The 26,013-nt window shown below is 71.8% G+C and carries 22 protein-coding genes; 9 read left to right on the top strand and 13 right to left on the bottom strand.

The window, feature by feature from the left end; translation table 11 throughout:
* Nucleotides 1–91: 91 nt before the first annotated feature.
* The gene (locus tag KZ829_RS16290; RefSeq protein ID WP_220144764.1) at nucleotides 92–1,246 is read right to left on the bottom strand and encodes an acyltransferase family protein; all 1,155 of its coding nucleotides are present in this window, start codon (nucleotides 1,244–1,246) and stop codon (nucleotides 92–94) included.
* A 199-nt stretch (nucleotides 1,247–1,445) separates the two neighbouring features.
* Here KZ829_RS16290 and KZ829_RS16285 point away from each other — a divergent pair, with 199 nt between their 5' ends.
* The 3 genes from KZ829_RS16285 to KZ829_RS16275 all read left to right on the top strand — a co-directional run bounded on the left by KZ829_RS16285 (nucleotide 1,446) and on the right by KZ829_RS16275 (nucleotide 2,880).
* Nucleotides 1,446–1,583: a hypothetical protein gene (locus KZ829_RS16285; protein ID WP_220144763.1), complete on the top strand. Its 138-nt coding sequence runs from the start codon at nucleotides 1,446–1,448 to the stop codon at nucleotides 1,581–1,583.
* Nucleotides 1,580–1,786: a zinc ribbon domain-containing protein gene (locus tag KZ829_RS44890; protein WP_220144762.1), complete on the top strand. Its 207-nt coding sequence runs from the start codon at nucleotides 1,580–1,582 to the stop codon at nucleotides 1,784–1,786. The genes KZ829_RS16285 and KZ829_RS44890 overlap by 4 nt, the downstream gene beginning before the upstream one ends.
* A 68-nt stretch (nucleotides 1,787–1,854) precedes the next feature.
* A complete protein-coding gene (locus tag KZ829_RS16275; protein WP_220144761.1) occupies nucleotides 1,855–2,880 on the top strand; it encodes an alpha/beta hydrolase in 1,026 nt (341 codons plus the stop codon).
* On the opposite strand, the gene KZ829_RS16270 is transcribed toward KZ829_RS16275, so the two are convergent.
* The 5 genes from KZ829_RS16270 to KZ829_RS16250 all read right to left on the bottom strand — a co-directional run bounded on the left by KZ829_RS16270 (nucleotide 2,873) and on the right by KZ829_RS16250 (nucleotide 10,129).
* Nucleotides 2,873–3,664, bottom strand: coding sequence for a nucleoside-diphosphate kinase (locus KZ829_RS16270; protein ID WP_220144760.1), 792 nt, complete (start codon nucleotides 3,662–3,664; stop codon nucleotides 2,873–2,875). The two genes, KZ829_RS16275 and KZ829_RS16270, sit on opposite strands and share 8 nt — an antisense overlap.
* Nucleotides 3,665–3,729: 65 nt before the next feature.
* The gene (locus tag KZ829_RS16265; RefSeq protein WP_220144759.1) at nucleotides 3,730–7,212 is read right to left on the bottom strand and encodes an ATP-binding cassette domain-containing protein; all 3,483 of its coding nucleotides are present in this window, start codon (nucleotides 7,210–7,212) and stop codon (nucleotides 3,730–3,732) included.
* Between the two features lie 245 nt (nucleotides 7,213–7,457).
* A complete protein-coding gene (locus KZ829_RS16260; RefSeq protein ID WP_220144758.1) occupies nucleotides 7,458–8,279 on the bottom strand; it encodes a class I SAM-dependent methyltransferase in 822 nt (273 codons plus the stop codon).
* A complete protein-coding gene (locus KZ829_RS16255) occupies nucleotides 8,276–9,457 on the bottom strand; it encodes a metallophosphoesterase (RefSeq protein WP_246635742.1) in 1,182 nt (393 codons plus the stop codon). Before KZ829_RS16255 ends, KZ829_RS16260 begins: the two co-directional genes overlap by 4 nt.
* 45 nt (nucleotides 9,458–9,502) lie before the next feature.
* On the bottom strand, nucleotides 9,503–10,129 hold the full coding sequence (locus KZ829_RS16250) for a nucleoside/nucleotide kinase family protein (RefSeq protein WP_220144756.1): 627 nt from the start codon (nucleotides 10,127–10,129) through the stop codon (nucleotides 9,503–9,505).
* Nucleotides 10,130–10,246: 117 nt separating this feature from the next.
* Here KZ829_RS16250 and KZ829_RS16245 point away from each other — a divergent pair, with 117 nt between their 5' ends.
* Nucleotides 10,247–11,218, top strand: a complete 972-nt coding sequence (locus tag KZ829_RS16245; protein ID WP_246635741.1) for a ScyD/ScyE family protein — start codon at nucleotides 10,247–10,249, stop codon at nucleotides 11,216–11,218.
* Nucleotides 11,219–11,306: 88 nt separating this feature from the next.
* On the opposite strand, the gene KZ829_RS16240 is transcribed toward KZ829_RS16245, so the two are convergent.
* The gene (locus tag KZ829_RS16240) at nucleotides 11,307–11,969 is read right to left on the bottom strand and encodes a hypothetical protein (protein WP_220144755.1); all 663 of its coding nucleotides are present in this window, start codon (nucleotides 11,967–11,969) and stop codon (nucleotides 11,307–11,309) included.
* Between the two features lie 260 nt (nucleotides 11,970–12,229).
* On the opposite strand from KZ829_RS16240, the gene KZ829_RS16235 reads away from it, so the two are divergent.
* Nucleotides 12,230–13,042: a polysaccharide deacetylase family protein gene (locus KZ829_RS16235; protein ID WP_220144754.1), complete on the top strand. Its 813-nt coding sequence runs from the start codon at nucleotides 12,230–12,232 to the stop codon at nucleotides 13,040–13,042.
* A gap of 32 nt (nucleotides 13,043–13,074) precedes the next feature.
* Entirely contained in the window at nucleotides 13,075–14,115 is a 1,041-nt protein-coding gene (locus KZ829_RS16230; RefSeq protein ID WP_220144753.1) for a glycoside hydrolase family 26 protein, read from the top strand.
* Here the strand turns inward: KZ829_RS16230 and KZ829_RS16225 are convergent.
* From KZ829_RS16225 to KZ829_RS16200, 6 genes are all read right to left on the bottom strand, one after another.
* The gene (locus tag KZ829_RS16225; protein WP_220144752.1) at nucleotides 14,105–15,214 is read right to left on the bottom strand and encodes a glycoside hydrolase family 26 protein; all 1,110 of its coding nucleotides are present in this window, start codon (nucleotides 15,212–15,214) and stop codon (nucleotides 14,105–14,107) included. The two genes, KZ829_RS16230 and KZ829_RS16225, sit on opposite strands and share 11 nt — an antisense overlap.
* An 11-nt stretch (nucleotides 15,215–15,225) precedes the next feature.
* A complete protein-coding gene (locus KZ829_RS16220) occupies nucleotides 15,226–16,014 on the bottom strand; it encodes a DUF1616 domain-containing protein (protein ID WP_220144751.1) in 789 nt (262 codons plus the stop codon).
* Nucleotides 16,011–18,410, bottom strand: coding sequence for a putative glycosyltransferase family protein (locus KZ829_RS16215; protein WP_220144750.1), 2,400 nt, complete (start codon nucleotides 18,408–18,410; stop codon nucleotides 16,011–16,013). Before KZ829_RS16215 ends, KZ829_RS16220 begins: the two co-directional genes overlap by 4 nt.
* A gap of 79 nt (nucleotides 18,411–18,489) precedes the next feature.
* Nucleotides 18,490–19,815: a glycosyltransferase family 2 protein gene (locus tag KZ829_RS16210; protein ID WP_220144749.1), complete on the bottom strand. Its 1,326-nt coding sequence runs from the start codon at nucleotides 19,813–19,815 to the stop codon at nucleotides 18,490–18,492.
* Nucleotides 19,812–20,765 (bottom strand): glycosyltransferase family 2 protein, encoded by a 954-nt coding sequence (locus tag KZ829_RS16205; RefSeq protein ID WP_204299863.1) that lies wholly within the window; start codon nucleotides 20,763–20,765, stop codon nucleotides 19,812–19,814. Before KZ829_RS16205 ends, KZ829_RS16210 begins: the two co-directional genes overlap by 4 nt.
* Before the next feature lie 37 nt (nucleotides 20,766–20,802).
* Nucleotides 20,803–21,945 carry a glycosyltransferase family 2 protein gene (locus tag KZ829_RS16200; RefSeq protein WP_220144988.1) on the bottom strand — a complete coding sequence of 381 codons (1,143 nt, stop codon included), beginning with the start codon at nucleotides 21,943–21,945 and terminating at the stop codon, nucleotides 20,803–20,805.
* Between the two features lie 872 nt (nucleotides 21,946–22,817).
* Between KZ829_RS16200 and KZ829_RS16195 the strand changes: the two genes are divergently transcribed.
* From KZ829_RS16195 to KZ829_RS16185, 3 genes are all read left to right on the top strand, one after another.
* On the top strand, nucleotides 22,818–23,753 hold the full coding sequence (locus KZ829_RS16195) for a sulfotransferase family protein (RefSeq protein WP_220144748.1): 936 nt from the start codon (nucleotides 22,818–22,820) through the stop codon (nucleotides 23,751–23,753).
* 62 nt (nucleotides 23,754–23,815) lie between these two features.
* Nucleotides 23,816–24,727 carry a hypothetical protein gene (locus tag KZ829_RS16190; protein WP_220144747.1) on the top strand — a complete coding sequence of 304 codons (912 nt, stop codon included), beginning with the start codon at nucleotides 23,816–23,818 and terminating at the stop codon, nucleotides 24,725–24,727.
* Between the two features lie 311 nt (nucleotides 24,728–25,038).
* Entirely contained in the window at nucleotides 25,039–25,962 is a 924-nt protein-coding gene (locus KZ829_RS16185) for a serine/threonine-protein kinase (RefSeq protein ID WP_220144746.1), read from the top strand.
* The last annotated feature ends 51 nt before the right edge of the window (nucleotides 25,963–26,013 follow it).

Below are 26,013 nucleotides of genomic sequence, written 5' to 3'. Positions count from 1 at the left end.
CCCGCCGGGCGTAGATCGGTGGTCCGGCTGGCGCCCAGCGCTGTTCAGGACGGTCCGAACAGCTCTCACGGCCAGCCGGATCTCGGATCTCTCACCGTCGGCTGGGCGCCAGGGAAGGACGGTGGTGGGTGGGGCGCGGGCCCAGACGCTGGCCGGGGACCTCGATGTAGCGGTGGGTGAGCCACGAGATCCCCAGGACCGTGGCCAGATAGGAGGCCGCCAGCAGGGGATCGGGCACACGGGAACGGAGGATCGGGCCGGCCAGGTCGAGCAGCACGAAGTGCACCAGGTAGACCGAATAGCTGAGCACGCCGATCCGGGCCAGCCACTGGGGCGTACGCCGATGTCGTAGCAGCATGCCCGCCGCGAAGGCGCCGGCGAAGGTCAGGAGAGTGAGCACCGAGCGGGTCACGTAACGCGGGGTGAGCGCGTGCAGGGCGGCCAGCTCGCCGAGCCAGACGGTCAGCAGCGCGGCCGCCACCACGGCGATCACCACGGCCGCACGCCGCCACGACGTGCGGCCGTGGTCGGCGCGGTGGATCACCGAGCCGGTGAACATCACGGCCACGATCAGCAGGCCGTCGCGGGCGTGCGCCGGGTCCATGTCGAACAGCATCAGGCCGAGTGCCAGCGCGCCCAGCAGCAGGCCGCCCGCGACCTCCGCCCAGCGGCGGCGGGACAGCACCCCGGCCAGCCCGGCCGCCAGGACCACCGCGCCGGCCACCGGGATCTCGCCCAGCCGCAGCGGGACCACCGGGGCCGTCGCCGCGCCGAGTACGGCCAGGATCACCGGGGGGAGGAGGGAACGCTGCGCCCGTACCGTGAAAAGGGTTGTCACGAGAAGGTAGAAGGCCATCTCGAAGGAGAGCGTCCAGAACACCGGCGTGACCAACGGCACACCCAGGAGGAACGGCAGCATGGTCGCGTGACCCACGGCCGTGGACCAGGCGTCCGCGGGCGGATGGGCGATCACCATGACCGCCATCACGGCCAGGTAGAGCGGCAGCAGCCGGCGGGCCCGGCTCAGCCAGAACACGCGCAGGTCGCCGTGCCGCTCCAGCGAGGCCGGAATGATGTAGCCGCTGACCAGGAAGAACAGCATCACCCCGGCGGTGCCGGCGTGCAGCCACTCACCGGTGACCGCGCGCAGATCGGTGAAGACGAAGCGGGTCAGATGCGCATAGACCACCAGCAGTACGGCGACGGCCCGCAGTCCGTCGAGCCACGCCAGCCTTGGTGCGGTCATCGAAGGCCTTCCTCAAGAATCCCCGACCTTATCCGTGAGGAGGAGGCGGATCTCCCGCGGAGCAGGCCAGGGGTAGCCCGTCCGCCGGTATTCGCATGGGTCAGGTGGTCGTATGTACAGTGATGGCTGTGGTGGAGACGGTGCGGTACACCTACCGGCCGCGGCCCGGCCACACGGCGCAGGCCGCACTGCTCGATGAGTGGAGCCGCCGGCCCGCATCTCGAAGAAGGCGGCCCGGCAGAACACCCACGACGCCCGCGCCTGGGCCATGCGCGTCGTCGACCAGCACGCGCTGATCGCCGTCGAGGACTTCAAACGCCCGCCTACACCACGATGACCTGCTCCGGGTGCGGCGAGAGAGCCAATCACCGCCTCGGACCGGGTGTACGGACTTTCGAGTGCACGGCCTGCGGCTACACCGCAGACCGTGACCTCAACGCCGCGAGGACGATCCTCGCCACGGCCGAACGCGACCGTGCCAGTGCCGACGACGTCAGACATCAGATCGCCTCCTTCCGAGGTGGATCAGGTGCAGTCTGAGCTGGAAAATCCCCCGGATTCATCCATGGGGGATGTCGTTGACGGGAAAAGATAGTTGACTGACCAGCATGTCGATTTGGAGCAGTGAACTCGCGGGCAGCCTGCATCACGACACGATCGAGTCGCGGCTGCTGCGGGACAACCCGCTCGGCGATCCGCACGTGCGGCCGCTGTGGGTCTACACCCCTCCCGGCTACGAGCAGGGTGACCAGCGGTATCCCAGCATCTACGTGATCCAGGGCTACTCGGGCCAGGTCACCATGTGGGGGAACCGGCAGCCGTTCCGGGAGCCGTTCATCGAGACCGCCGACCGGGTGTTCGCCGAGGGGCGCGCGCCGGGATGCGTCCTCGTCTACGTGGACGCGTGGACGGCCTACGGCGGCTCACAGTTCGTCGACTCGCCGGGCACCGGGAATTACCACTCGTACCTGTGCGACGAGGTGGTGCCGTATGTCGATGCCCACTACCGGACCCTTCCGGACCGTGAGTCGCGGGCCATCACCGGCAAGTCGTCCGGCGGCTTCGGCGCGATGATCACCCCGATGCTGCGGCCCGACCTGTTCGGCGCCCTGGCCACCCACGCCGGCGACGCCCTGTACGAGTACTGCTACCTCCCCGACTTCGGCAAGAGCGTCCGCTACCTGCGCGACTACGACGGCGACATCCTCGCCTGGTGGAAGGACTTCCAGTCGCGGGTGTCGTTCACCAAGGAGGAGGACATGTCGCTCTGCCTCCTGCTGGGCTGCACCGCGGCGTTCTCCGCCGACCCGGACGGCACCCCGCGGCTGCCGTTCGACTCCCGGACCGGGCAGATCAAACCGGAGCTGTGGGAACGCTGGCTGGCGTGGGACCCGATCCGGATGATCGACCGGTACGCCGACGAACTGCGCTCCCTGCGCGCCGTCTGGATCGACGCCGGCACCCGCGACGAATGGTTCCTGGACCTGGGCGCCGAGGCGTTCCGCGACGGTCTGCGGCGGATCGGCGTACCGGAGGAGAAGATCGCGTTCGAGCTGTTCCCGGCCAAGCACGGCGGCATCGACTTCCGCTACCCGATGGCCGTCGAGTGGCTGGCGAACCGCCTGCTCAGGTGACGCCTTTCCCGCAGGCGCGGATACCGTGTGCGCGCAGCGTCCGCAGGCAGTCGTCGAGGGCCCGGCGGTCACCGACCGCGACCGGGGTGCCGCCGGACCAGCCGGCGTGCAGCGCGAGCAGCACCGCGTGGCGCAACTCGATCCCGGGCAGCGCGTGCCACAGCGCGGTGACCGTCGAGTCGAGGGTGTTCTCCCGGTCGGACCCGAGATAGACCGCCTGCCCGGTGTCGTCGCCGGCCAGGCGCACCGGGCCGGGGTCGGCCGGCACGCCCCGGACGAGCGGCCACAGCTCGTCCACCAGTGCGGTGAGGTCGGCGTCGGCCCGGAAGTCCCGGCCCGGCGGCCGTACCGGGACGAGCGGCGGCTCGTCCGAGCGGAACGGCTCCGCGCAGGCGGCACAGCGGCCGAGCAGGTGACCGGCCTGCCGGGCCATCTCGCCGCGCCGCTCCGCGCCGTGCACCACGTTGGCGAACGGGCCGTCGGCGTGCCGCGACCGCACCTCCCGCTTGACCCGGCGGGCCGCCTCGAACGCGTCCGGCCCGCGGAGGTGCAGAACCTCGGACGGCTCGCCGGTCAGATAGCGGTCCAGGAAGGCGAGGGCCAGGGGGTGGCCGGCGTCGTGGTACTCCGGCCACAGGTGGCGGACGTCGGCGGGTGACAGCGTGACCCGGTGGCGGCAGACGATCCACAGTCCCGCCCGGGTGATCGCCCGCTCCACCGACCCGCTCAGCCCAAGCCGCAGACAGTCCGGCTTGAGCAGCAGAAAGGCCCTGGGGTGATCCACCAGGTAAACCCTAGGGAACCGGCGCAATGTGGGTTCCGGAGGGATCCGGAACCCACATTCACGGCTCAGCCGGCCAGGTGACCCCAGCGGTCGGCCAGCTCGTCCCAGGCGCCCTGGTCCTCGACCTGCCCGCCGATCAGCACGACCACCCGGTCGGCCTGGGCCAGAGCCGCCCGTTTCGACGTCGAGCCGACCACGGTCACCCCGTGCGAGCGCAGCGCCTCCCACAGCGAGAGCTCCGTCGTCACGTCCAGCGCGGACGAGACGTCGTCGGCGATCAGCAGCTCGGTCCGTGGCGCCAGGGCCCGGGCCAGGGCCAGCCGTTGCAGCTGGCCACCGGAGAGCCGGGTGCCCTTGTGCCCGATCAGCAGCTGGAGGCCACCACCGGCGGCCGCCAGGTCGTGCTCCAGCTGCGCCACCGACACCGCGTCGGCCGCGTCCACCTCGTGCCCGAGCTGGATGTTGTCGGCCACCGTCCCGGACAGCACCCGCGGCAGCTGGGCCACGTAGCCCACCTGGTTGGGCCGCAGGAACACGTGCGGCTCACCGACCGGCTCGTCGTTCCACCGCAGCTCGCCGGTGTGGTGCACGATCCCGGCCAGGGCCCGCAGCAGCGACGACTTGCCGGAGCCGACCGGGCCGACCACCAGCACCAGCTCGCCGCGGCGCACGGTCAGATCGACATCCCGTACGCCCAGCGCGCCGTTCTCGTGCACCGCGCTGAAGCCGGACAGCTCCAGAGTGCGCAGCGGGTTGCGCGGCGCCGTCGGGGGCGACGGCGCTGTCCCGGCGGAGATGTCCACCCCGGGGATCTCCGCCGTGTACTCGGAGACGCCCGTCATGGCGGCGGTCCGCCGGGTCCATACCTTCGCCGACGGGTAGTGCGACACCAGCGACGCCGTGGTCCACGCGAACCAGCGGGCCGAGCCGAGCACCGACACCGCGATCAGCGCCGCCGCCGAGGTGATGTGGCCGTTCAGGTAGAGCGCCCACGCCGCGATCGGCAGCAGACCGCTCGCGACCGACGGCGTGGACCGCGCCCACACCTGGATCGCGATCTCCCGCCGCTGCAGGTCGCTGCGGACCCCGTCGAGCCCGGCCAGGTGCGTGAGCACCGGCTCGGTCGCGCCGGCCAGCTTGACCGTGCGCGCCGCGGACAGCGACGACACCAGCGAGGTGGCGAACGCCGCCCGGGCCGCCACGGTCCTGCGGGCCGCCCGTTCCAGCCGCGGCCCGAACAGGGTCGCGGCCAGTCCGGAGAGGATCATCGTCCCGGCGAAGAGCAGCCCCGGTACGAACGACTGGGAGAACACCGTCATCGACACCAGCGCGAAGATCGCCACCGAGTTGTCGATCACGTTGTCGGCGAGCATGACCACCCGCTCGGTGTCGCCGCCCTGGGCCACCACCTCGGCCGGGGTGTGCTTGCTGACCCGGCGCGGGCCGATCTGGCCGTGCACCAGGCGCAGGCTGATCCGCAGCATCTGCCGTACCCACCACTCCGGGAACCAGGCCCCGGTGTAGTAGAGCGTCGGGATCAGCACCAGCAGCGCCGCCGCGAGCCCGAACGCCGGGTAGAGCGGGTTGCCGACACCGTCGACCACGTTGGACCACAGCAGCGGCAGGATCGCCCCGTCGAACCCGAGCAGCACCAGGAACACGAAGAAGCCGCACGCGGCCAGCCCGTACCGTTTGTCGTTCAGCGCCAGCCGGACGATCTCCCGCATGGTGCGGACGGGCGGCGGCTCGGGCAGCGCCGGCGGATCCACCGTGGGCAGCGGATTGGCCAGGGCGTCCGGGCCGAGTTCCTCCCGCATCGCGGCGTCCCAGTCGCGTTCGGCGAGCAGCACCCCGCCGGCGGCCGGCTGGGCCGCCGGGACCGACAGGTTGCTGCTGGCCATCAGCTCGGCGAAGCGGCGTGACTCGCGCAGCGGTCCGGCCTCCAGGACCTGACCGTCGGCGAGCACCACCACCTCGTCGCACCGCTGCACCGAGGAGAGCCGGTGCGCCACGATCACACCGATCCGGCCATGCAACAGCCGGTCGGTGGCCCGCTGCACCCAGGACTCGGTGACCGGGTCCATCCGGGCGGTGGCCTCGTCGAGGATCACCACCTGCGGGTCGCGGACCAGGATCCGGGCGAACGCCACCAGCTGCTCCTGGCCGGCCGAGAGCTTGTAGCCGCCCTCGCCCAGCTTGGTGTCCAGGCCGTCGGGCAACCCCTCGGCCCAGGCGGTCAGGCCCAGCTCGTCGAGCGCCGCGCCGGCCCGGGGCAGCAGCTCCCGGTCGAACAGGGCGATGTTCTCCGCCAGGGTGCCGGCCAGGATCTCGGTGCGCTGCGGGACGATCGCGGTCCACCGGCGCAGACCCTCCACGCCGATGTCGTTGATGTCGACGCCGCCCAGGAAGACCGTGCCGCGGGGCACGTCCACGGCCCGGGTCAGCACCTTGGCCAGGGTGGACTTGCCGGAGCCGGTGCGGCCGATCAGCGCGTACGACCGGCCGCGGGCGAAGGTGACGCTCACGTCGCGCAGCGCCGGTGGCCGGCCGCTGTCGGCCTCGCCGTACCGGAAGGTGAGGTTGCGGACGACCAGGTCGCCCTCGACCGGCGGGACACCCTCGACCGGCTCCTGCGGCACCTGGGTCAGCAACTGCACCCGGCCCCAGGCGCCGAGCGCGTTCTGCATCTCGGGCACCATCCGGGTCAGGTGCTCCAGGGTGCCGCCGAAACCGAGCGCCAGCAGCCACACCGCGGTCAGGCGGGCGGCGTCGATCTGTCCCGCGTACAGCGCCCAGGCGCCGGCCACCACCAGGAAGGCGATCAGCGAGCGGGTGATCGAGCCGGCCGCCATGGTGACCCGGGCGGAGGACCGCCACACCCGGCGGCCGCGGCGCAGCACCTCGGCCGAGCGCTGGGCGAAGAGGCGCAGCACGTACGGCGCGGCCAGGCTGGTGCGCACGTCGTCCTGCCCGTGGATGGCCTCCTCCATCACCGCGGCCAGGTCGGACCAGGCCTCCTCCTCGGCGATGCGGATCGGGCCGATCCGCTGGATCGGCTTGTTCATCACCGTGAACAGCAGAAGGCTGACCAGGATCATCGCGATCGCGGCCGGCCACCAGACGAAGAACGTGGTCAGCACCGAGAGGGAGGCCACCGCCACGGACTGGGCCAGGCGCACGCCGCTGCCGCGCAGCTCGGCGCCGACCTGGTAGACGTCCGAGTCGATGCGGTCGAGCAGCTCGCCGACCGGGGTGTTCTCCAGGGTGGGGATGTCCTGGCCGAAGGCGACCCGGTTGAGGCGGCGGCGGGCGCGGGCCGCCCAGTCGGCGGTCAGGCGGGCCGCCAGCAGGCCGACGACGACGTCGCTGAACACGGAGGCGACGAGCGCGGCTGCCAGCACGGTGAAGAGCGGGCCGGACCGGTCGACGAGGACCGGGCCGGCCAGGGCTAACGCACAGGCCGAACCGGACGCGCCGAGCACGATCAGGAAGCCGACGAGAGCGGTGCGACTTCGGCTTGTGGCCCACAGGTCGCGGAACAGGCGCATGAAGAGTCCTCGGAACGATAGGGGTAGGCGGCGGTGCTCCCATCCTGCTCGGCGGGGAGACTGTGGCTCAACGGGTTTATTCCCGGCATTCCGCCCGCGCTGTCACGGTCGACTCAGGACACTCCGGCCGGCCCCGAGCGCTGTCTCACGGCCGTTGAGACAGCTCTGACAGCCGGCCGCGAAGATCCAGCTGGCTGCCAGGGCTGTCTCGCGGCGGTTGAGACAGCCCTAGGAGCCGGCCGGGTTCAGACGGCGCCGGCGGCGAGCAGGGCCGCGGTCGGGACGGCGAGGACGCCGTCGGGGCCGCGGTAGGGGGCGGTGCGCCGCTCGAACTCCTGGCGGACGCGGATGGCGGTCGGCTCGTCCTGGGCGGCCAGGATCAGGCCGGTCAAACCGATGCCGGCGGCCGGGCCGGACCACCAGGCGCCGGCGTCGATGCGCATGGTCCAGGAGATCGTCGTGCAGGTCACGCCGGTCAGGCCGGCTCCCGACAGCAGGGCGGTCAGGCCCGCCTCGTCGCGGCGGAAGTCCAGAGCCGGGTCGAGGCGGGGCAGACCGTCCGGGCGGACCGCCCCGGCGGCGTCGAAGATCTCGTCCCAGAGGCGCTGGGCCTCGGGTTTCGGATGCGGCCAGATCGTCACGGCGATCCGGCCGCCGGGACGCACCACACGCCGCATCCCGGCGACGGCGGCCGCCGGGTCGCCGACGTGGTTGATCACGAAGTTGGCGACCGCGGCGTCGAACGTGCCGTCCGGGAACGGCAGCTCGGGCAGGATCGCCTGCCGGACCTCCGCGCCGGGCACCCGTTTCGCCGCCAGCTCCACCATGCTCGGCTCGGCGTCGACGGCGGTGACCCGTGCCCCGCGCTCGTCGGCCAGCCCGGCGACCGTGCCCGAACCGGTGCCCACGTCCAGCAGCCGGAGCCCGGCCAGGTCACGGTCACCGGCGGCCACGGACAGGAGGGCGGGGGCGGTGTGGCCGCACAGGTGGGCCATGGTCTCGTTGAAGATCTCGGCCCGGCCCGCCCACATGGAGCGTTCGTAGGCGTCGAAGGAGGCGGTCGTCACGAGGCGGACCGCAGGGTCAGCAGGGTGATCTCGCTCGGGGCGAAGATGCGGAACGGCGGGCCCCAGAAGCCGGTGCCCCGGCTGGTGTAGAGCTGGGTCCGCTCGGAGTGACGCGACAGGCCCTGCAAGGCCGGCTGGTCGGTGCGGACGAGGTAGTGGAACGGCCACATCTGGCCGCCGTGGGTGTGGCCGGACAGCTGGAGGTCGATGCCGTGGGCGACCGCGTCCTTGATCTGCTGCGGCTGGTGGGCCAGCAGCAGGACGGGCAGCGACGGGTCGGCGCCGGACAGGGCGGCCTCGTGGTCGGTGCGGTGGCCGGGCAGGCCGGAGCCGCCGGCCGTGCGGTCGTCGACGCCCGCCACGACCAGCGAGTCGCCGTCGCGGGTGACCACGACGTGCCGGTTGTGCAGGGTCTCCCAGCCCAGGTTCTCCATGTGCTCGACCCAGCCCAGGGCGCCGCTGTGGTACTCGTGGTTGCCGGTCACGTAGACCCGCGCGTGGCGGGCGCGGACGTCGGCCAGCGGGGCGGCCATCTCGAGCCGCTGCTCGACGGTGCCGTCGGCGATGTCGCCGGTGTGCGCCACGATGTCCGCGTCCAGCGAGTTGATCACCTCGGTGACGCCGCGGGACCAGGCGGCCCGGTCGATCGGCCCGTAGTGGGTGTCGGTGATCAGCACCACGCGCAGCCCGTCGAGGCCGCGGCCCAGCCGGGGCAGCGTCACCTCGACCTCGCGCACCCGGGAGACACGCATCGCCTCGCGGTGGCCCCAGAGCAGCAGACCGGTGGAGATCACCAGCACCAGGCCGGTGACCACCCGGGAGCGCAGCGGGTCGGCGACCCCGGCGGCGAGCAGGACCAGCTCGAACAACTGCCCGAGCACCGACCAGGTGAACAGCACCCAGATCACGCCGAGCAGTGTGTCGGCGATCCGCGCGGCCCGGTCGTCGTGACCGCCGTGACCCCGGAACATCAGCCACGGGAACAGCGCGACGACGGCCACGAACAGCATCGTGCCGGCCGCGGCGACCACCCCCGGCCAGTCGTTGCCGGACCAGAACAGGGTCACCAGCGGAACGCCGAACAGCAGCCCCAGCACCACGAACAGGATCACGCCGAACCGGGCCACCCGTGGGCCACGCCTGCGCGGCTCGGTCTCGACCGCCTCATCCACCGACATGAGGGCAAGCATGCCACCCGGGTACGACAGGACCTGAGAACAGGCTCAGGCGAGGGTGACGATCAGGTCGGCCCGGTCCCGGGTCGCCGTGATCAGCCCGGCGTTGCGCTCGTCGGTGCCGGTCGCCCACGCCACCGCGGCGTCCGGGGTCTTGCCGAACCGGATGTGCCGGTCGATCAGCCGGCGCAGGCGAACGCCGTCGTCCAGGTCGGTGTACCAGACCTCGGTCAGCAGGGTCCGCACCGGCGTCCAGCGGGGCTCGTCGAGCAGCAGGTAGTTGCCCTCGGTCACGATCAGGCGGGCGGACCGGGGGACGCCGATGCTGCCGGCGATCGGCTGCTCCAGGACCCGCTCGAACCCGGGCGCGTAGATCATCTCGTCCCGGTCCTCGTGCAGGCGCCGCAGCAGGCCGGCGTAGCCGTACGCGTCGAAGGTGTCCGGGGCGCCCTTGCGATCGCGCAGGCCGAGCCGGTCCAGCTCCACGTCGGCGAGGTGGAAGCCGTCCATCGGCACGTGCGCCACCCACCCGGGGGCCGCCAGGGCCGCGACCAGCTCGGTCGCGAGGGTGGTCTTGCCGGCGGCGGGCGGCCCGGTGATGCCCAGGACCGCGCGCCGCCCGTCACCGGCCAGGCTCCGGGCCCGTGCCACGAGGGCGGGGAAGGTCGGCGTCATGGCCCGACCGTACCGGTCCGTCTTCCGGTCGGATCTCCGACTGAGCCGACCCGGCGGACCGTCCTGCCGGAGAGTGTGTCGGAGGGACGAACCGACTACACGGGGGTTTAGTTGATCATGTTCCGGTCCCGTCAGGCTGTCGTCGCGGCCGTTTTGGGGCTGGTGTCCAGCGGGAGCCCGATGCGGGCCGCCGAACCGGAACCGACGGTCCCGGCGCACGCGAGGGTGGAGGTCTTCGCCCGCGGGCTGGACAGCCCGCGGGGCCTGGCGTTCGGGCCGCGGGGCGAGCTCTACATCGCGGAGGGCGGTCGCGGCGGCCCCGGGCCCTGCCGGGCCGATGCCGGGGGACGCGTCTGTTCCGGCAGGTCGGGGGCCATCACGGTGGCCGGGTTCGGGCGGCAGTGGCGGGTCGAGGCGGGACTGCCGTCGCTGGCCTCCCCGGCCGGGGCGTACGCGCTCGGCCCCTCGGACGTCACGGTCACGGCGGAGGGCGACCCGGTGCACACCGTCCGGCTGGGCGGCGCCCCGGTGCTGCGGTCCGCGCCCGAGCGGGCCGGGACGGCGCGGCTCAACCGGCGCGGGGCGGTGCTGGCCGACCTCGGCGCCCAGCAGACCCCGGCCGACCCGGTCGCGGTGCTCGCCACCGGGCAGGGCTACCTGGTCGTGGACGCCGCCGGCGACGCCCTGATCCGGGTCGGCCGGCGGGGCCGGGTGCAGACGATCGCCACGTTGCCGCAGCGCACACCGGCCACCGAGGCCACCTCGGTGGCGGAGGGGCCGGACGGCGCCTACTACGTCGGTGAGCGGGCCGGCCGGGAGGGCCGGATCTGGCGGATCGAGCCCGGCCGGGCCCCGCGGGTGTACGCCTCCGGCCTCCGCGGCGTGATCGACCTGGCCTGGTCGCCGTCCGGTGACCTGTACGTCCTGGACGGCACCGACCTGCTGCGCCTGGGCAGGCGGGGAACGCGGACGGTGGTCACGGCGGGCCTGACCGCCCCGGGCGGTCTGGCCCTGCGTGGCCGCTTCGCCTACGTGTCCACCTGCGCCACGTGCGGCGGCGCCGGCGCAGTCCTCCGCATCCGGCTGTAGGCCCGGGCCACCGATCTCCGCCCGGCGCTCGCGGCAAAGGCCGGAGTGGGCAGGAGATCGCGGCGGTGAGCGTACGAATGAATGGTCGTCAAGAAAGCTGGTTGAGGCCCAGGCGGAGGCCGGTGACGCCGGCCGGGGAGAGCGGCCGTGCCGTGGCCCGGGCCAGGTCGGAGCGGATGCCGCCCGGAAGCTCGTCGCCGAGCGCGCAGAGCGCCGGGAAGAGGTCGAGCACCTGCCGGTGGCTGAGCGCGCCGACGCCGATGAGCAGGCCGTTCAGGGCGGTGGTGCTGCGGGCGAGGTCGTCACAGAGCTCCCGGCGCCAGGCCGGGTCGTGGATGTGGTCGGGGAATTCCCGGGCGATCCGGTTGCCGGAGGGTGCGCGCAGCCCGGCGATCCCGGTCTGCCGGAAGCGGGCGACCGGGGGAGCGAGCCGGCAGGCGATGCCGAGGCGGCGGGCCAGCTGGGGCACGGTGAGCACTTCGAGGCCGGAGGCGCACCGCTCGCAGAGGCGTTCGTAGGTGGTGGAGTGGATGACCGAAGCCGGGCGCTGGCAGGCTCCGTCGAGCCCGCAGATCGGGTCGAGGATCACCTCGGTGAGGGTGCCCTCGTTGTCGAATCGGCCGACGGCGAAGTAGGTCGCCGGGGCGGTGCGGTAGTGGGCCAGTGCGGCGCGGGCGCTGACGTAGCCGTCGGGTTCGACGCCGATGCGTGGCACACCGCTCTCGGTGTGCAGCTGAATGAGGCGGAACATGGTGCGCGCTCCCGGGGTTAGAGCGGTTTCGGTGTCGTCCTCCGATACGTCTCCGGCGCGATAAAGGTTCACCTGTCACCGTGAGTAGCCGATAGGTGACTGTGTTCGCGCTGGCTAGCGGATCGGAAGGCCTCGAAGGTTACTCGCTGTAGTGTTGGATGGCTAGTGACCAGGCACTGTGCGAACGGGGGAGTGGGGAAGATCCCGCACATTGGTAAGGTTCCCGGCCGGACCATCTGGAAGTAATTGGGGGAGATGCGGTGACCGCTTCGGTGGCCCAGGCCTGGACCACGCTGCCCGCGCTGATGTACCACTCGGTCTCCGCCGTCGGTGGTCCGCTGCGCGACCTCGCGGTGCCGCCGGAGCGGCTGGCCGAGCAGCTGGCCGCGCTCAGCGCCGCCGGGTACCGGCTGGTCGGCCTCACCGAGGCGCTCGACGAGCTGGAGGCCGGCAGCACCGAGAAGATGGTGGCGGTCACCTTCGACGACGGCTACCGGGACTTCCTCACCGCGGGTGTGCCCGCCCTGCAGGCGGCCGGCGCCGGCGCCACCCTGTACGCGTCGGTCGGCCACCTCGGCGGTCACGCCGGCTGGCTGGGCCAGTGGTCGCCCGACTTCGGCCCGATGCTCACCTGGTCCGAGCTGGAGGAGGTCGCCTCCACCGGCATCGAGATCGGCAACCACAGCCTCGTCCACCACCCGCTCGACGTGCTCTCCGGGGCGCAGCTGCGCGAGGAGGTGGTCAGCAGCCACGACCAGCTCGAACAGCGGTTGCAGCGCAAGGTGCGGTCGTTCGCCTACCCGCACGGCTACAACAGCGACCGGGTCCGCCGGGTGGTCGAGTCGTCCGGGCACGACAACGCCACCGAGGTGGGCCGCCGCCTGCACACCCCGTCGGAGCGACGGTTCGCCGTGCCCCGTTTCCAGCCCACCCCCGACCACACCGGCGCCGACCTGGTCGCACTGGTCGAGGGTGGTGGCCCCAGGCTGGTCTCGCAGATCAAGCAGCTGGCCCAGCCGGGCTGGCGGCTGGTGCGCAGGATGGCCCGCAGGGCCGGCCGGAACCTGACGTGACGGCCGGGCACCGCAGCCAGGGGGAGCAGGGCATGACCCGCCGGGGCCTGCTCGGGCTGGGCGCCCTCGGCGCCGTGTCCGCGGCCGGCGTCTTCGGCATGTGGAAGGCCGCCTCCGGTGAGGCCACGAACACCGTCTCCGGTACGCCGACGGCCACCGGCCCGGTCGAACCGGCGCCGCCGTCCGCCACGCCGAGCCCGTTCGCGGCCGCCGGCGACCTCACGAAGCTGGGTGGCGCGGTCCCGTTCACGGCCGGGAAGGCGCTGCTCGGGTCGTACCTGGGCCTGAAGGGGATGAGCTACCCCGAGGCGGTCAGGTACCGCCGCAAGCAGCTCGGCCGCGACCACCGGATCGCGCAGGTCTTCTACGCCTGGCAGGACCGGCTGCCCACCTCGATCGAGGGCATGCCGAAGAAGGCCGTCCCGATGGTGTCCTGGCGTGGCCCCAAGTACGACAAGATCCTCAGCGGCGACTCCGACGACCTGATCGCCGCCGCCGCCCGCCGGATCAAGGAGCTGGACCGGCCGACCCTGCTGCGCTGGGGCTGGGAGATGAACGGCCGCTGGTTCGAGTGGGGCGGCTTCCAGAACAAGCGGAACCCCGAGGGATACGTCAAGTGCTTCCGCTACCTGCGGGAGATCTTCGACGATCAGGGCGCCGGCAACGTCTCCTGGGTGTGGAGCCCGAACTGGAACTCCAGCCCGGACGAGGACTGGAACCGGATGGAGGCGTACTACCCGGGCGACGAGTTCGTCGACTGGGTGGGCGTCTCCGGCTACAACCTCCACCAGGAGAGCCCGGCAACCCTCTTCGACCCCGTCTACCAGCGGTACGCGTCCCGCAAACCGCTGATGATCACCGAGATCGGCGCGAAGGACCACGGCGGCACCAGCAAGGCCGACTGGATCACCGACTTCTCCGAGTACGTGGCCCAGCGCCCGGCGATCGGCGCGTCGGTGTGGTTCGACACCGACACCCACCCGAACTACCCGGAGGCTTGGCGGTTCGACACGGATCCGCAGTCGACGGCGGCGTACCGGGCGATGGCCACCAGCCCCCGGTTCAGCGCTTGAACAGCTCCGTGTAGACCTCCGACGACCCGGTGTTCGGCAGGCACTTCGGGTCGTCCGGGCGCAGGATCGCCGACTGGGAGAAGTCGCCGTCGCAGCGCTGGAAGTACGCCTCGTACGCCAGGTACGGGGCGTGCTCGGCGAACCAGGCGTGCATCCAGCGGATGAACTCGGGGTTGTCCTTACCGGCGTCGGCGGTCGGCATGACGCCCCACTCGCCCACCGAGAACTGCTTGCCGTGGTCGCGGGCGAAGTCGAAGAGCCAGTTCAGGCCCTCCGGAGCGGCCGCGGTCCGGTCGAAGTCGGCCAACGCCGGCGACCACGGGTGGTGGTCGTAGTTGTCGATCCCGATGATGTCGACGTACTCGTCACCCGGGTAGCAGTTGGTGCTCAGCCCGCCGCACAGATCCGCCGGGGTGTTGTGCGCGTTGATCGTCCAGTCCAGCACGACCTGGGGGTTGGCCGAGCGCAGCGCGCCGGCGGCCTTGCGGTAGCAGGCGATGTAGTCGGTCGCGTTCAGGCCCCGCCAGGCCATCGTCGGCTCGTTCATCTCCCAGCCCAGGCGGACGATCGAGTCGCCCCGGCCGTGCCGCACCATGAGCGCGCCGAAATCCCGCCAGTTCTGGTCGTGTTTTCCGGCCGCGCAGTCGGCGACCAGGTTCTCGCCCCGGTCGGGGACCAGCGCCTGGGAGATCACCAGAACGCCGTCGAAGTCGGCGAAGTACTCGAAGGTCCAGCCGGAGCCGCTGGTCATCGAGTCGTAGCTGGTCCGGTCGGTATAGGTGTGCGCCACCTTGCAGTCGCGGCCCCGGGTCGAGCAGAACTCCCTGACCGAGGCGCTGTTCAGGACCGGGAAGCCGTTGACGCCGGACAGGCCGTAGGGCCCGGGCCAGGCGCCGGGCACGCGGGGCAGGGCGATCTGGGCCCGGGCCGAGCGGGGGTCGGCGTCGATCCCATGGGGAGCCGGACTTTTCGTGGGCGCCGGCGTCGCCGAGCTTTCCGGATCGACCTTCATGATGATCGCGAGGGCGAGAACGGCCACCCCGGCCGCGGCCAGCCAGAGGCGGCCGCGCCGGAGCGCGGTGGGGGGAACGTCCGGCATACAGGCGAGTCCTAAGCGGCGGCGGCGATGATCAGCGTACGGAAGGCGGCCGTCTCGCCGCCGCGGAAGAGGTCGACCGTGACCCGCTCGTCGGCCGGGACGGTGAGCCGTCCGGTCCAGTTGCCGTCGGTGTCCGGGGTGATGTCGTGCCTGCTGAGCTCCTCGCCGGAGGTGCCGGTCACCACCATGGTGTACGGCCCGGCGGAGGCGCTCAGCCCGGCCGCGGTGACCTGCACCGGCCGGTTGCCGGCCGGGTCCACCGCCCCGGGCGGAGCCGCCGACAGCGAGGTGACCGCGAGGTCGTAGGTCTGCTCCGAGTCGGCGAACGACCAGATCCCGACGCCGGCCAGCATCACGGCGGCCAGGCCCAGCGGCAGCACGTCCCGGATCAGGCGCTGCTTCGAGATCGCCCGCCGCTGCCCACCGCCGGCCGTGGCGGGGGACGCCGCCACGGTGGCGCCGGTGTGGGTCCGGTAGACCGACACGCCGATGGCGATCAGCGTGCCCATCGCGCACACCAGCATCCAGCTCGTCCGGTTCAGGTTGCCGCCGGCGCCCCACAGCAGCAGGCCGCCGAGCACCAGCACCGCCAGGCTCAGCGCCGGCACGAGGATGGTCCGCTCGACGACGCCGATGTCACGGCGGCCGGGCCGGAACAGGGCGTCGTTGATCGCCAGGCCGGGCAGCACGAAGGCGAGCAGCAGGCCGCCCGGCACGGAGAGGGCGAGCGGGCCGAACTCGACGGCGAGCGCGGACACGACCGTCAGGCCGGCGAGGACACCGGCGCGTACCGGGTTCACGAGGGTCCCATCTGATAGATCCGTACGGTGCCGTTGTCGTAGAGCCGGGAGATCGAGTTGACCTGGTCGAACTTGCCGAGCTGGGTCTCGCTCAGCGGCTCGGTGATCCGGCCGGCCATCGGGTCGTCCTGGAAGTACGCGTCGTTCGACGGCAGCATGTCGCCCAGCCGCTCGTCGACGACCAGGTAGTTGACCGCCAGCTCCTGCGCCCGCTGGTCCTCGGCCGAGGTCCACGACGTGGCGTAGAACAGCTCGCCCACCTCACGGACCGGGTCGATCCGACCGTACGTCGAGGAGAGCGCCACCGCCGTGATGTCGCCGCCGACCCGGGCCTCCCGGGGCAGGGTGCGCTCCTGCCAGCGGGCCGCGTCCACGCCGAACGCGTCGACCGACCGCTCGTACGCGGCGGCCAGGTACGGACCCGGCAGGAGCGCGGACACCGGCGGCCACCCGCCGGTACGCGCGCCGATCATCAGCAGCGTGATCAGCGCCGTGCCGATGTACACCTGACCGGCCAGCCGGCGGCCGGTGGTGACCGCGACACCCGGCGGCGGCACCGACAGCCAGCGGCGGCCGTCGGCGTCCTTGGCCGGGATGATCTGCACGGCGTACACGATCGCGATGGCCGCGATGATCGACATCGGGATGTAGGTGAAGGTGGAGAGCCGGCCGGCGATCTCCGGGCCGTTGGTGCCCAGGAACCGGGCGCCGTTGCCGGCGAAGAACACCGCGCCGCCGGCCAGCGCGGCCCACCGCCAGGTGTCCCGGTCCTTGCGCAGGATCATGTCCCGGGCCACCGCCAGGAAGAGCACGAGCAGACCGAGCAGACCCATTCCCTGTACGGCGAGCTGCACCAGCGGCACCGGTTTGGTGGCGCCGGCCTCCTCGCTGGCGGCGCCGCCGAACATCTGGTTCAGCGAGGCGGCGAGCCGCTCCACCGGCGCTTCCAGATAGGCGATGACGTCCTGCGCGACGAAGCCGATCCAGCAGCACACCACGGCCAGCGCGACGGCCGGCAGGATCAGCGCCTCCCAGGGCCGTGGCCGCTCCAGCGCCAGCTCGGCGAGCGCGAGCAGCAGCAGCGTCGCGACCAGGGCGAACGCGGTGACGTGGTGGCTCACCGTGGTCATCGAGATGCCCACCACGGCGAGCGCGAAGAATTTACGGCCGCCGCCGGTGCGCCAGCGACGGTACGCCCAGACCGCCAGCATGAAGAACGGCAGCGCGGCCGTCTGGTACAGGAACATCGAGTTGAAGAACAGGTAGTGCATGGCCGTCGCGTAGGTCACGCAGGCCACACCGGCCATCGCCGGCGAGTTGCTGGCGCGCAGCACCGTGGCGAAGAGCAGGCCCACGAAGATCAGGTGGGCGACGCCGGCCACGATGGTGCCGGCCGCGGTCACCGGCAGGCCGGTGAGCAGCGCCAGCCCGGCGCCCATCTCGGCCAGGCCGGGGAAGTGCACGGCCGGTGGCAGCGCGTTGTTCTGCCGGAACAGGTCACCGGACTCGGTGATCAGGGTGGTGGCCAGCCAGTGCTGCAACTCGTCGGGGAAGCGGAACTGGTCCGGGCTGTACATCCACTTCAGCATGTACTGGTTCAGTGCCAGGCCCATCACCAGGACGAACGACTCGGCGACCCCGGCCAGCCGGCTGAGCAGCCGGAACACGACCGGGGAGAAGACGATGATCTGGCCCGCCCAGTAGGCGGACATGGCCCAGGGGGCTTCGGCGCGGCCACCGGCGTACGCCAGGGCCATCAGCACCACACCGAGGGTGGAGACGGCGATGACCCAGGGGGCCCAGCCGAAGTCGAGGGCGGTACGCGGTTCGGGTTTCGCCTCGGCCGGGAGCCGGATGATGACCGTCTCGTCGTGGGCGACCTTCTTGTCGACGACGACCCGGCCGGCGACCTTCTTCTTCGGCGCCTGCGGCAGCCGGATGATGACGGTGTCGTCGCCGGCCGCCCGCTTGCGGGCGGTGCTCAGCGCGTTCGGGCCGGGGCTCTTCGGCTTGGGCCCGCCGGGCAGCCGGATGACGACCGTGTCGTCGCCGGCCGGCCGCTTCCTGGCGGCGCCGGGGGTGGTGGCCCTCTTCGGCGCCTGCGGCAGCCGGATGATCACGGTGTCGTCGCCGGCGGGCCGCTTCTTCGACGGCCCGGTGGCGCGGATCACCACGGTGTCGTCGGCGGAGGGCGTCTTGGGCGGCCTGATCACGACGGTGTCGTCGCCCGACGATTTCGCCGGTTCCGCGACATTCTGGGTGGCCTCTTCACTCCCGTCCCGTTCCTCCGGCGCGAGCCGGGTGATCACGACGGTCTCGTCGGGTCGCGAATCCGCGGTCTTCGCGGTCGCTTCCTCCGGCGCCCGTTTCCGGTCGGACGTCGGCTGGTCCCCCATGTAAAGAGCCTCCACAGTGTTGACGAGGCCTCCGTCGCCCCAGGTCAGGGGCCACGGAAGCCTACGCCGCGTTGATCGTTTAGCGGGTTCCCCGGAGCTTCTGCCGGGCGGCGCGCCGGCCCCGGAGGTACGCACGCGGTCCGGCAATCATGCCTCGCCGGTTGGCCGTCAGCAGCTCTCGCGGGAAATCGTCCTGCAGAGTCGACACCCGCAGGCTGTCCGAGCCGGTCAGGTCACGCAGCGCGGTGGGCGCCAGCCTGATCAGCGACCAGAGCAGTCCCGGGCGGCCGAGGAGCAGGCCGGTGTACGCGGCGGTCAGTCCCGTGCCGTACCCGACCATCTGCTTGTGCAGGCCCTCGAAGTCCCGCCGGTGGTAGTGGTGGGTCACCGCCGTGGGCTGGTAGACGATCGTCCCGCCGGCCAGCAGCACCTGGGTGAACGCCAGGGTGTCCTCCGAGCCCATGGCCGGGGTGCCGGCGCCGAGCGCGTTGTCCCAGCCGCCGATCCGCTCGATCACGCCGGGACGGAAGGTCATGTTCGCCCCGGTGCCGAACGGCGGCAGCGGGTAGAGCGGGCTCTGCCGGTGCGCGGTGTGCGGGCCGAAGACGTCCGGCCGGAAACCGCGGCCCTTGCTGTGCCCGCCGAACTGCTCGAACCAGATCTGCGCGCGGGTCTCCAGCTCGGCCGGGACGATCACGCCGGAGACCACGTCGGCCTCGGGGTTCTCGACCAGCGCCCGGGCCACCTCGGCCAGCCAGTACCGGTCGGCCAGCTCGTCGTCGTCGATCCAGGCGACGATCTCGCCCCGGGTCGCGGCCTCGGCCGTGTTGCGGGCGAACGACAGGCCGGGCTTCGGCTCCAGCAGGTAGTCGACCGGGCCACGGCGGGCGGCCGACCGGGCCACCTCGGCGGTCGCGTCGGTCGCCGGGGCGTTGTCCACCACCAGGATCCGGGCCGGCATGTAGTGCTGGGTGAGCAGGCTGTCCAGGCAGCGGGCCAGCGCGCCGGGCCGCTCCCGGGTGCAGACCACCACGGTGATGTCCGGGGCGGCGGCCAGCACGGCACGGCGGCTCGCCAGGAAGGCGGGCTCGCTCGCCGGGACGAGCCCGTTCGCCGGCACCGGGGCGCCGTCGAGGCGCGGGCGCACCACGTCGCCCAGCTCCCGGTCGATGGCCGCGGCCAGGTCGCCGGGGGTGAGGCCGTGCTGCGGAACGTCCACCAGGACGGTGCCGAGCGGCTCGGTGAAGAGCCGGACCAGGGCCCAGGCCTGCTGGACCCGGCGGCCGTCGGGCGACACCGCGCCGACCGGCGGCAGGGGCTCCGACAGGTCCAGGTCGAGGACGACGGCGGGCAGGATGCCGCTCTCCTCGTCGAGCCGCGGAGCGGCGGGGACGGTCGCGGTCACGGGGTGGCCTCCACCGGGGTACGGCGGCTGGGCCGCTTGGAGCTGACGGTCTCGACGACGCCACCGAATCCGGCGGCGGCCACTCCGGCGACGACGCCGCCGGAGCGCAGGAAGTTGTCGGCGCCCTTGCCGGTCAGGCCGGCGCCGAAGTAGCGGAACATCGCCTTGGGCAGGGCCCACAGGTAGTCGCGCTCGGCGCCGAGCGCGTCGTTCTCGTGCAGGCCGGCCATCTGGACCTTGCCGCGGCCCTCGGCGTAGCACCGGCGCACGAAGAACGTGAAGCTGGCCCGCTCGACCGGGACCTCGTGCTGGATGATCGCGCTCGGCACGTACATCCAGCGGCCGCCGTCCACCTGGCTCATGCGCAGGCAGAGGTCGGTGTCCTCGGGCCGGTTGCGGGAGCCGAGCTTGCCGAAGCCGACCCGGAAGCCGCCGGCGGCCTCGAAGACGTCCTTGCGGACGATCATGTTGGCCGACCACACGTTGCGGATGGGCGCGGTCTCGGTGGGCATGCCGGCGTACGAGCCACCGACCGCCCACAGGAACTCGGCCGGCATCCAGCGCGGGGCCGGGCCCTCCCAGGCGGGCTGGATCGCGCCGCCGGTGCCGACCACGGTGGGGTCGGCGAACGGCTCGATCTGCCGGGCCAGCCAGTTCGGGTCGGCGATGATGTCGTCGTCCAGGAAGGCGACCAGCGGGGTCCGGGCGTGGAACGCCCCGGTGTTGCGGTTGCCGGAGACGCCCTGGGCGTACGCGTTCTGCAGCACCGTGACGCCGGGCAGCTCGCGCTGGATCCGCTCGTACATCGCGGGGTTGTGGTCGACCACCACGACGATCTCGTCGGGGGTGTGCGTCTGGGCACGTGCCGAGGCCAGGGTGCGAGTCAGGTAGTCCCACCGCACCTCGGAGTAGGTGGGAATGACGATCGTCGTGGCGTGGGTGTGGTTCACGAGGGGAGTGCTCCTGTGGGCGGGAGGGGCGCTCAGGTCAGTCGTCGAGCTGAGTCGTGCTGCGGAGCTTGTTGATGTCCTGGGTCTGCACGTTGCCGAGGTCGTCCAGCATCCGGGCCCGGGCGGCGCTCAGGTCCTGGGTGGGCTGGGTGCCGAGGTCGTCCAGCGCGCGGCTGCGGATCTTGTTGATGTCGTCGGAGCGGCGGGCGCCGACGTCCTCGCGGCGGGCCGCCCGGTTGAGGTGGCTCGCGTCGCGGCGCGGGTCGGCCGGGTGCCGGGTGGCGACCGGGTGCGCGGGTGCGGCCGGCGCGGGCGGGTTGACGACCTGGCCGAGACCGCGTGACTGCGCGGTGGCGGCCGGCGGCGCGACGTGCTGGAGGCCCTCGACGAACGGGCGGAGGCCGGCGCCACGGCGGCGGCGCATCCGGCCGTACTCGCTGAAGATGGTGCGGAGCACGCGGAACCCGTCGCGGAAGGTGTTCAGGTTGCTCTCGCCGAAGATCCGCTCGTGCTCGGTGCTGCCGACCTCGCCGACCTTCAGCTTCTCGGCGACCGCGCGGATGTTGATCATCGTCTCGATCTCGAAGCCGTCACCCCACAGCTTGCTGCCGTCGGATGGGCGGGGCAGCGAGACGTCCGGCAGGTCGAGGGCCGGCACGACCGAGCGCCAGAAGGCGTTGTAGCCGTAGCAGAGGTCGGTGAAGTGCGTCCGGAACAGGACGTTCACCACCAGGTTGAGGCCGTCGTTGCCGAGCTTGCGGAGCTTGGTGATGTCGTGGCTGTGCCCGCCGTGGCTGAAGCGGGACCCCTTCACGAAGTGGTCGCCGTTGATCAGCTTGTCGACGAAGAGCGGGATCTCCGCCGGGTCGGTCGAGCCATCGGCGTCGATCATCACGATGATGTCGCCGGTGCACGCGGCGAAGCCGCACGCCAGGGCGTTGCCTTTGCCGATCCGGGTCTGCTGAACGATCACCGCGTCCGGGCGCAGCTCGCGAGCCACCTCCACGGTCCGGTCCTTGGAGCCGCCATCGACGATGATCACTTCACTGATCATCGTCGGCAGCTTCGCGAACACGTGCGGCAGGTTCCGCTCCTCATTCAGGGTGGGAATCACGACGCTCACGGTCGGTGATTGCGGACGGTTACTGTCGGTGTTCGTGTTCAAGTGCGAAAGCTCCATGTCGGTCCCTTCCGGGGGGCGGCTAATGCGACTTTGTTGCGCGAATTCCTGAAGAGATCGCACTGCCGCTCGCTGCAGGAAATCAACCTAGCAAGGGATTACGTAGCGTCAACAGACTGCGAGAAAGGTTCAAGTCACAGGTGACCTGAAGTTGACAGTCGCAGTATGGCTGGAGCAAGTACTAGCAGGTGGCCACACGCGATCAAGGCCACATTCGTTACGTAGCGTAACGGGCATTGGTCATATCTGTGGATCAGTCCGGAGAGTCTCTGGCAAATGGATAAAGCCCCAGTTGATCACCGCAAATCGGGACAAGATCGACCAGGAGCGGGTTTGCTATTTGCTTACTTTCCGGACCTGTCTGTTTACGCACTGTGTAACTACCCCGTTGGCTCGGTGACTCTCTGACAGCGGGCCGTGAGCGTTACGGTTGATCCAGGGGGGACAGTCACCGGCCACCCGTAGCCTCCGGGGCTGTCCGCCGTTGGTGAGGCGATGGTGATTCAAACCGGACTCTGCGTCTGTGGGCACTCGATTCGGGCGCACGAGCACTACCGATCCGGGTCGGAATGCGCGCTTTGCGACCCCGGCCTCTGTCCCCGTTTCCGGCCGGCTCTGCGCTGGTGGCGCCGCATCCTGGGGCCTCGCTGACCGGTTGACCGTTCGGCCGATGGGGGATCCTCCACCCCGTCGCCGGTACGGCCGACCGGTGATCGTCCGGTTCGGCGGAATTCGATGGCCGCCGCTCGGCCGGATCGCTGATTTTCGATGACCCTGGGTATCGGATCGGGCATCTGTGACCAAGTTGACCGCCCGCAAATTCCTAGTGGATCTGTAGGCTTAGTGTCACTTTGAGCCGAGGAGGAGATCCCATGTCACTTCCCGACTTCCTGATCGCCGGTGTGCCCAAGGCGGGCACCACCGCGCTGCACGCCGCACTGGCCGGGCACCCGCAGCTGTTCCTGCCGCAGGTGAAGGAGCCGAAGTTCTTCCTCTCCGACGGGCCGCCGCCCACCGTGGGCGGGCCGGGCGACGTGCAGACCTACCAGGAACACGTGTGGCGCCGGCCGGACTACGAGAGGCTGTTCGACCCGGCGCCGCCCGGTGTCCTCAAGGGCGAGGCCACCCCCTTCTACCTGTACGACCTGGCCGCCCACGACCGCATCAAGGCGCTGATCCCGGATGTGCGACTGATCATCCTGCTGCGCGATCCGGTCGACCGGGCCCACTCCAACTGGACCCACCTGTGGGTGGCCGGCCTCGAGGAGGAGGCCGACTTCCTGGCCGCCTGCCACGCCGAGCAGGCCCGTAAGGCGGCGCACTGGGCCGACTTCTGGCACTACATCGGCCTGGGCCTGTACGGCCGTCAGCTCCAGCACCTCTACCAGCGCTTCTCCCGTGACCAGGTGCTGCTCCTGCGCTACCGGGACCTGAAGGACGAACCGGCCGAGACGCTGGACCGGGTCTGCGCCTTCCTCGGCGTGCGCACCGGGGTGCTCACCGCGATCCCGCGGGAGAACGTGAACCGCCACTACGTCGAGGACAACCGCGTGAACCGGGCGATCCGCGGCCTGCTGCGGTCGGGCGGCAACTTCGGCCACCGCTTCCCGGTGCCGCTGCGCCTGGCCGCCCGGGGGCCGCTGCTCACCCTGCTGCACCGCAAGCGGGGCAACCGGCCGGTCACCACCCCGGCGGAGCGGGCCGCGCTGCTGCCCTACTTCGCCGACGACATCGCCCTGTTGCAGGACGTCACCGGCGAGAGCTACGACGACTGGCTGAGCCTGGACCGACACGCCCGCGCCCGGTAAAGCCCACATTTCCCATAGATCATGCAAACTTGACGCGTTGCCGCCGACCTCAGGGAGCCGCCTTGACCACCGGAATCACCGCCCTGCCCCTGCCCGGATGGGAGGACTCCACCGTGGTGGTGGAACCGCCGGGCACCGAGCCGGGCGCCTGGTCCGGCGCCCCCAGCACGGTCCTCGCGGACGGATACGTCTACCTCGCCTACCGCCTGCGGCTCCCGATCGGCGAGGGCCGCGGGATCGCCAACGTGGTGGCACGCTCGGCCGACGGCCTGCACTTCACCGTGGTCGCGGAGATCGGCAAGGACCGCTTCGGCGCCGAGTCGCTGGAGCGGCCCGCCCTGGTCCGTACCCCCGAGGGTAGGTGGCGGCTCTACGTCAGCGCCGCCACCCCGGGCACCAAGCACTGGCGTGTCGACCTCCTCGAGGCCGGCACTCCGGAGGGGCTGGCCACCGCGCCCGCCCGCACCGTCCTGGCCGGCGACGAGACCGCCGGCGTCAAGGACCCGGTGCTGCACCACGACGAGCGCGGCTGGCACCTGTGGGCGTCGGTCCACCCCCTGGAGAGCTGGGCCGACGCCGACCGGATGACCACCGAGTACGCCACCAGCCCGGACGGCGTGCACTGGACCTGGGTGCGTAACGCGCTGGCCGGCCGGCCGGGGGAGTGGGACGCCCGGGGAGTCCGGGTCTCGTCGGTGGTGGTCGACGGCGACGAGATCACGGTCGCCTACGACGGGCGGGCCACGGCCGGCGAGAACTGGGAGGAGCGCACCGGGGTGGCCCGCGGCCGGCGCCTGGCGGACGGCACTTTCGGGCAGCTCACCGCGGAGGACCGGCCGCCGGTGGGCAGTCCGCACGAGCCGCACGGGTTGCGCTACCTCAGCCTGGTGGCGCTGCCGGACGGGCGGCAGCGGCTCTACTACGAGGCGACCAGGGCCGACGGGGCGCACGATCTGCGTACCGAACTGGCCTGACGCGCATCGCGCACGGTAATCGTCCGCGGACGGACCGGCACCCATCGCGGGGCCGGTCCGGGACCCCTCCGGCTATACGAAGAGTGACGACCGGCACATTCCTTTCCGCCCCGAAAGCACCCTGCCTCCACATAGGAGGCGCTATTTGGGAGCGTTTCCAGGAAACGGCGAATAACGATGCCGTTAACCGTCCCCGAAAATCGTGGTTCCGGCCATTCGACCGCACTGGGCGGAAGTGGCGTTTGTGCCCGGATAGCCAGGGGTATCCGGCAGTCCCGAGCGGGAGGGGCCCGGTCGGAGGCGGAGGTGCGATGCGGACGCTGGGTGGCCGCTACCGGTTGGTGAACCGCATCGGGCTGGGCGGCATGTCGGAGGTCTGGCGCGGCCACGACCACGTCCTCGACCGACCGGTCGCCGTCAAGATCATGGCGCCCGCGGTGGAGGGCACCCTCGGCGAGGCCGGCGTCGCCCTGATCCGGGCCGAGGCCCGCTCGGCCGCGCGGCTCGCCCATCCCAACGTCGCCGGGGTGCACGACTTCGGCACCTCACCGGCAGCCGGGCGCGACGTCCCGTACATCGTGATGGAGCTGGTCGAGGGCGAGACCCTCAGCGCGCATCTGGCCGCCGGGCGCCTCGACTGGCACATCGGCGTGCGCGTCTGCGCCGAGGTCGCGGCCGCCCTGGCCGCCGCGCACGCCGAGAACGTCGTGCACCGCGACATCAAACCGGCCAACATCATGCTCACCCCGGCCGGTGCGAAGGTCCTCGACTTCGGCATCGCCGCGGTCGCCGGCTCACCCGACCCGGACCCGGACGGCCCGGTCATGGGCACCCCCGCCTACATCGCCCCGGAACGCTTCGAGGGCGGGCCGGCCACCCCCGCCGCCGACATGTTCGCCCTCGGCACGCTGCTCCACCACTGTTTGGCCGGGCGCCTGCCGTGGACCGCCCGCACGCACACCGAGATGGTCCTCGCCCAGCGGTTCACCGACCCGGAGCCCCTCCCGCGCATCGACGGCCTCCCACCCGAGGTGCTCGATCTCTGCTCCCGCTGCCTGGCCCGCGACCCCGCCGAACGCCCGACCGCACTGATGGCCGCCCTGCTGCTGGCCGAGTCGGTGGACGCCCGTGTCTACGTCCCACTGCGCGACCTCACCCCGGACGTCTCGCCCTGGGACGAGCGCGCCGCCTCCGCTCCCACCTCCGCCCACCACGTCGGCCGCCACCGCGCCTGAGCACCCGAACCCCGCGGATCTTGGAAGTTTCGCCACCGATCCCGGTGGTGG

This window comes from Actinoplanes hulinensis (assembly GCF_019429605.1).
GTDB lineage: Bacteria > Actinomycetota > Actinomycetes > Mycobacteriales > Micromonosporaceae > Actinoplanes > Actinoplanes campanulatus.
This window is presented reverse-complemented; position numbering and strand designations above follow the sequence as displayed.

Bases quoted from the DNA above. Each gene is read 5' to 3' on its own strand.
- KZ829_RS16290 (WP_220144764.1), bottom strand. From the start codon at position 1,246: ATGACCGCACCAAGGCTGGCGTGGCTCGACGGACTGCGGGCCGTCGCC.
- KZ829_RS16195 (WP_220144748.1), top strand. From the start codon at position 22,818: ATGTCACTTCCCGACTTCCTGATCGCCGGTGTGCCCAAGGCGGGCACC.
- KZ829_RS16225 (WP_220144752.1), bottom strand. From the start codon at position 15,214: ATGCCGGACGTTCCCCCCACCGCGCTCCGGCGCGGCCGCCTCTGGCTG.
- KZ829_RS16185 (WP_220144746.1), top strand. From the start codon at position 25,039: ATGCGGACGCTGGGTGGCCGCTACCGGTTGGTGAACCGCATCGGGCTG.
- KZ829_RS16265 (WP_220144759.1), bottom strand. From the start codon at position 7,212: ATGCGCCTGTTCCGCGACCTGTGGGCCACAAGCCGAAGTCGCACCGCT.
- KZ829_RS16230 (WP_220144753.1), top strand. From the start codon at position 13,075: ATGACCCGCCGGGGCCTGCTCGGGCTGGGCGCCCTCGGCGCCGTGTCC.
- KZ829_RS16200 (WP_220144988.1), bottom strand. From the start codon at position 21,945: ATGGAGCTTTCGCACTTGAACACGAACACCGACAGTAACCGTCCGCAA.
- KZ829_RS16245 (WP_246635741.1), top strand. From the start codon at position 10,247: ATGTTCCGGTCCCGTCAGGCTGTCGTCGCGGCCGTTTTGGGGCTGGTG.
- KZ829_RS16250 (WP_220144756.1), bottom strand. From the start codon at position 10,129: ATGACGCCGACCTTCCCCGCCCTCGTGGCACGGGCCCGGAGCCTGGCC.
- KZ829_RS16275 (WP_220144761.1), top strand. From the start codon at position 1,855: ATGTCGATTTGGAGCAGTGAACTCGCGGGCAGCCTGCATCACGACACG.
- KZ829_RS16255 (WP_246635742.1), bottom strand. From the start codon at position 9,457: ATGTCGGTGGATGAGGCGGTCGAGACCGAGCCGCGCAGGCGTGGCCCA.
- KZ829_RS16215 (WP_220144750.1), bottom strand. From the start codon at position 18,410: ATGGGGGACCAGCCGACGTCCGACCGGAAACGGGCGCCGGAGGAAGCG.
- KZ829_RS16240 (WP_220144755.1), bottom strand. From the start codon at position 11,969: ATGTTCCGCCTCATTCAGCTGCACACCGAGAGCGGTGTGCCACGCATC.
- KZ829_RS44890 (WP_220144762.1), top strand. From the start codon at position 1,580: ATGACCTGCTCCGGGTGCGGCGAGAGAGCCAATCACCGCCTCGGACCG.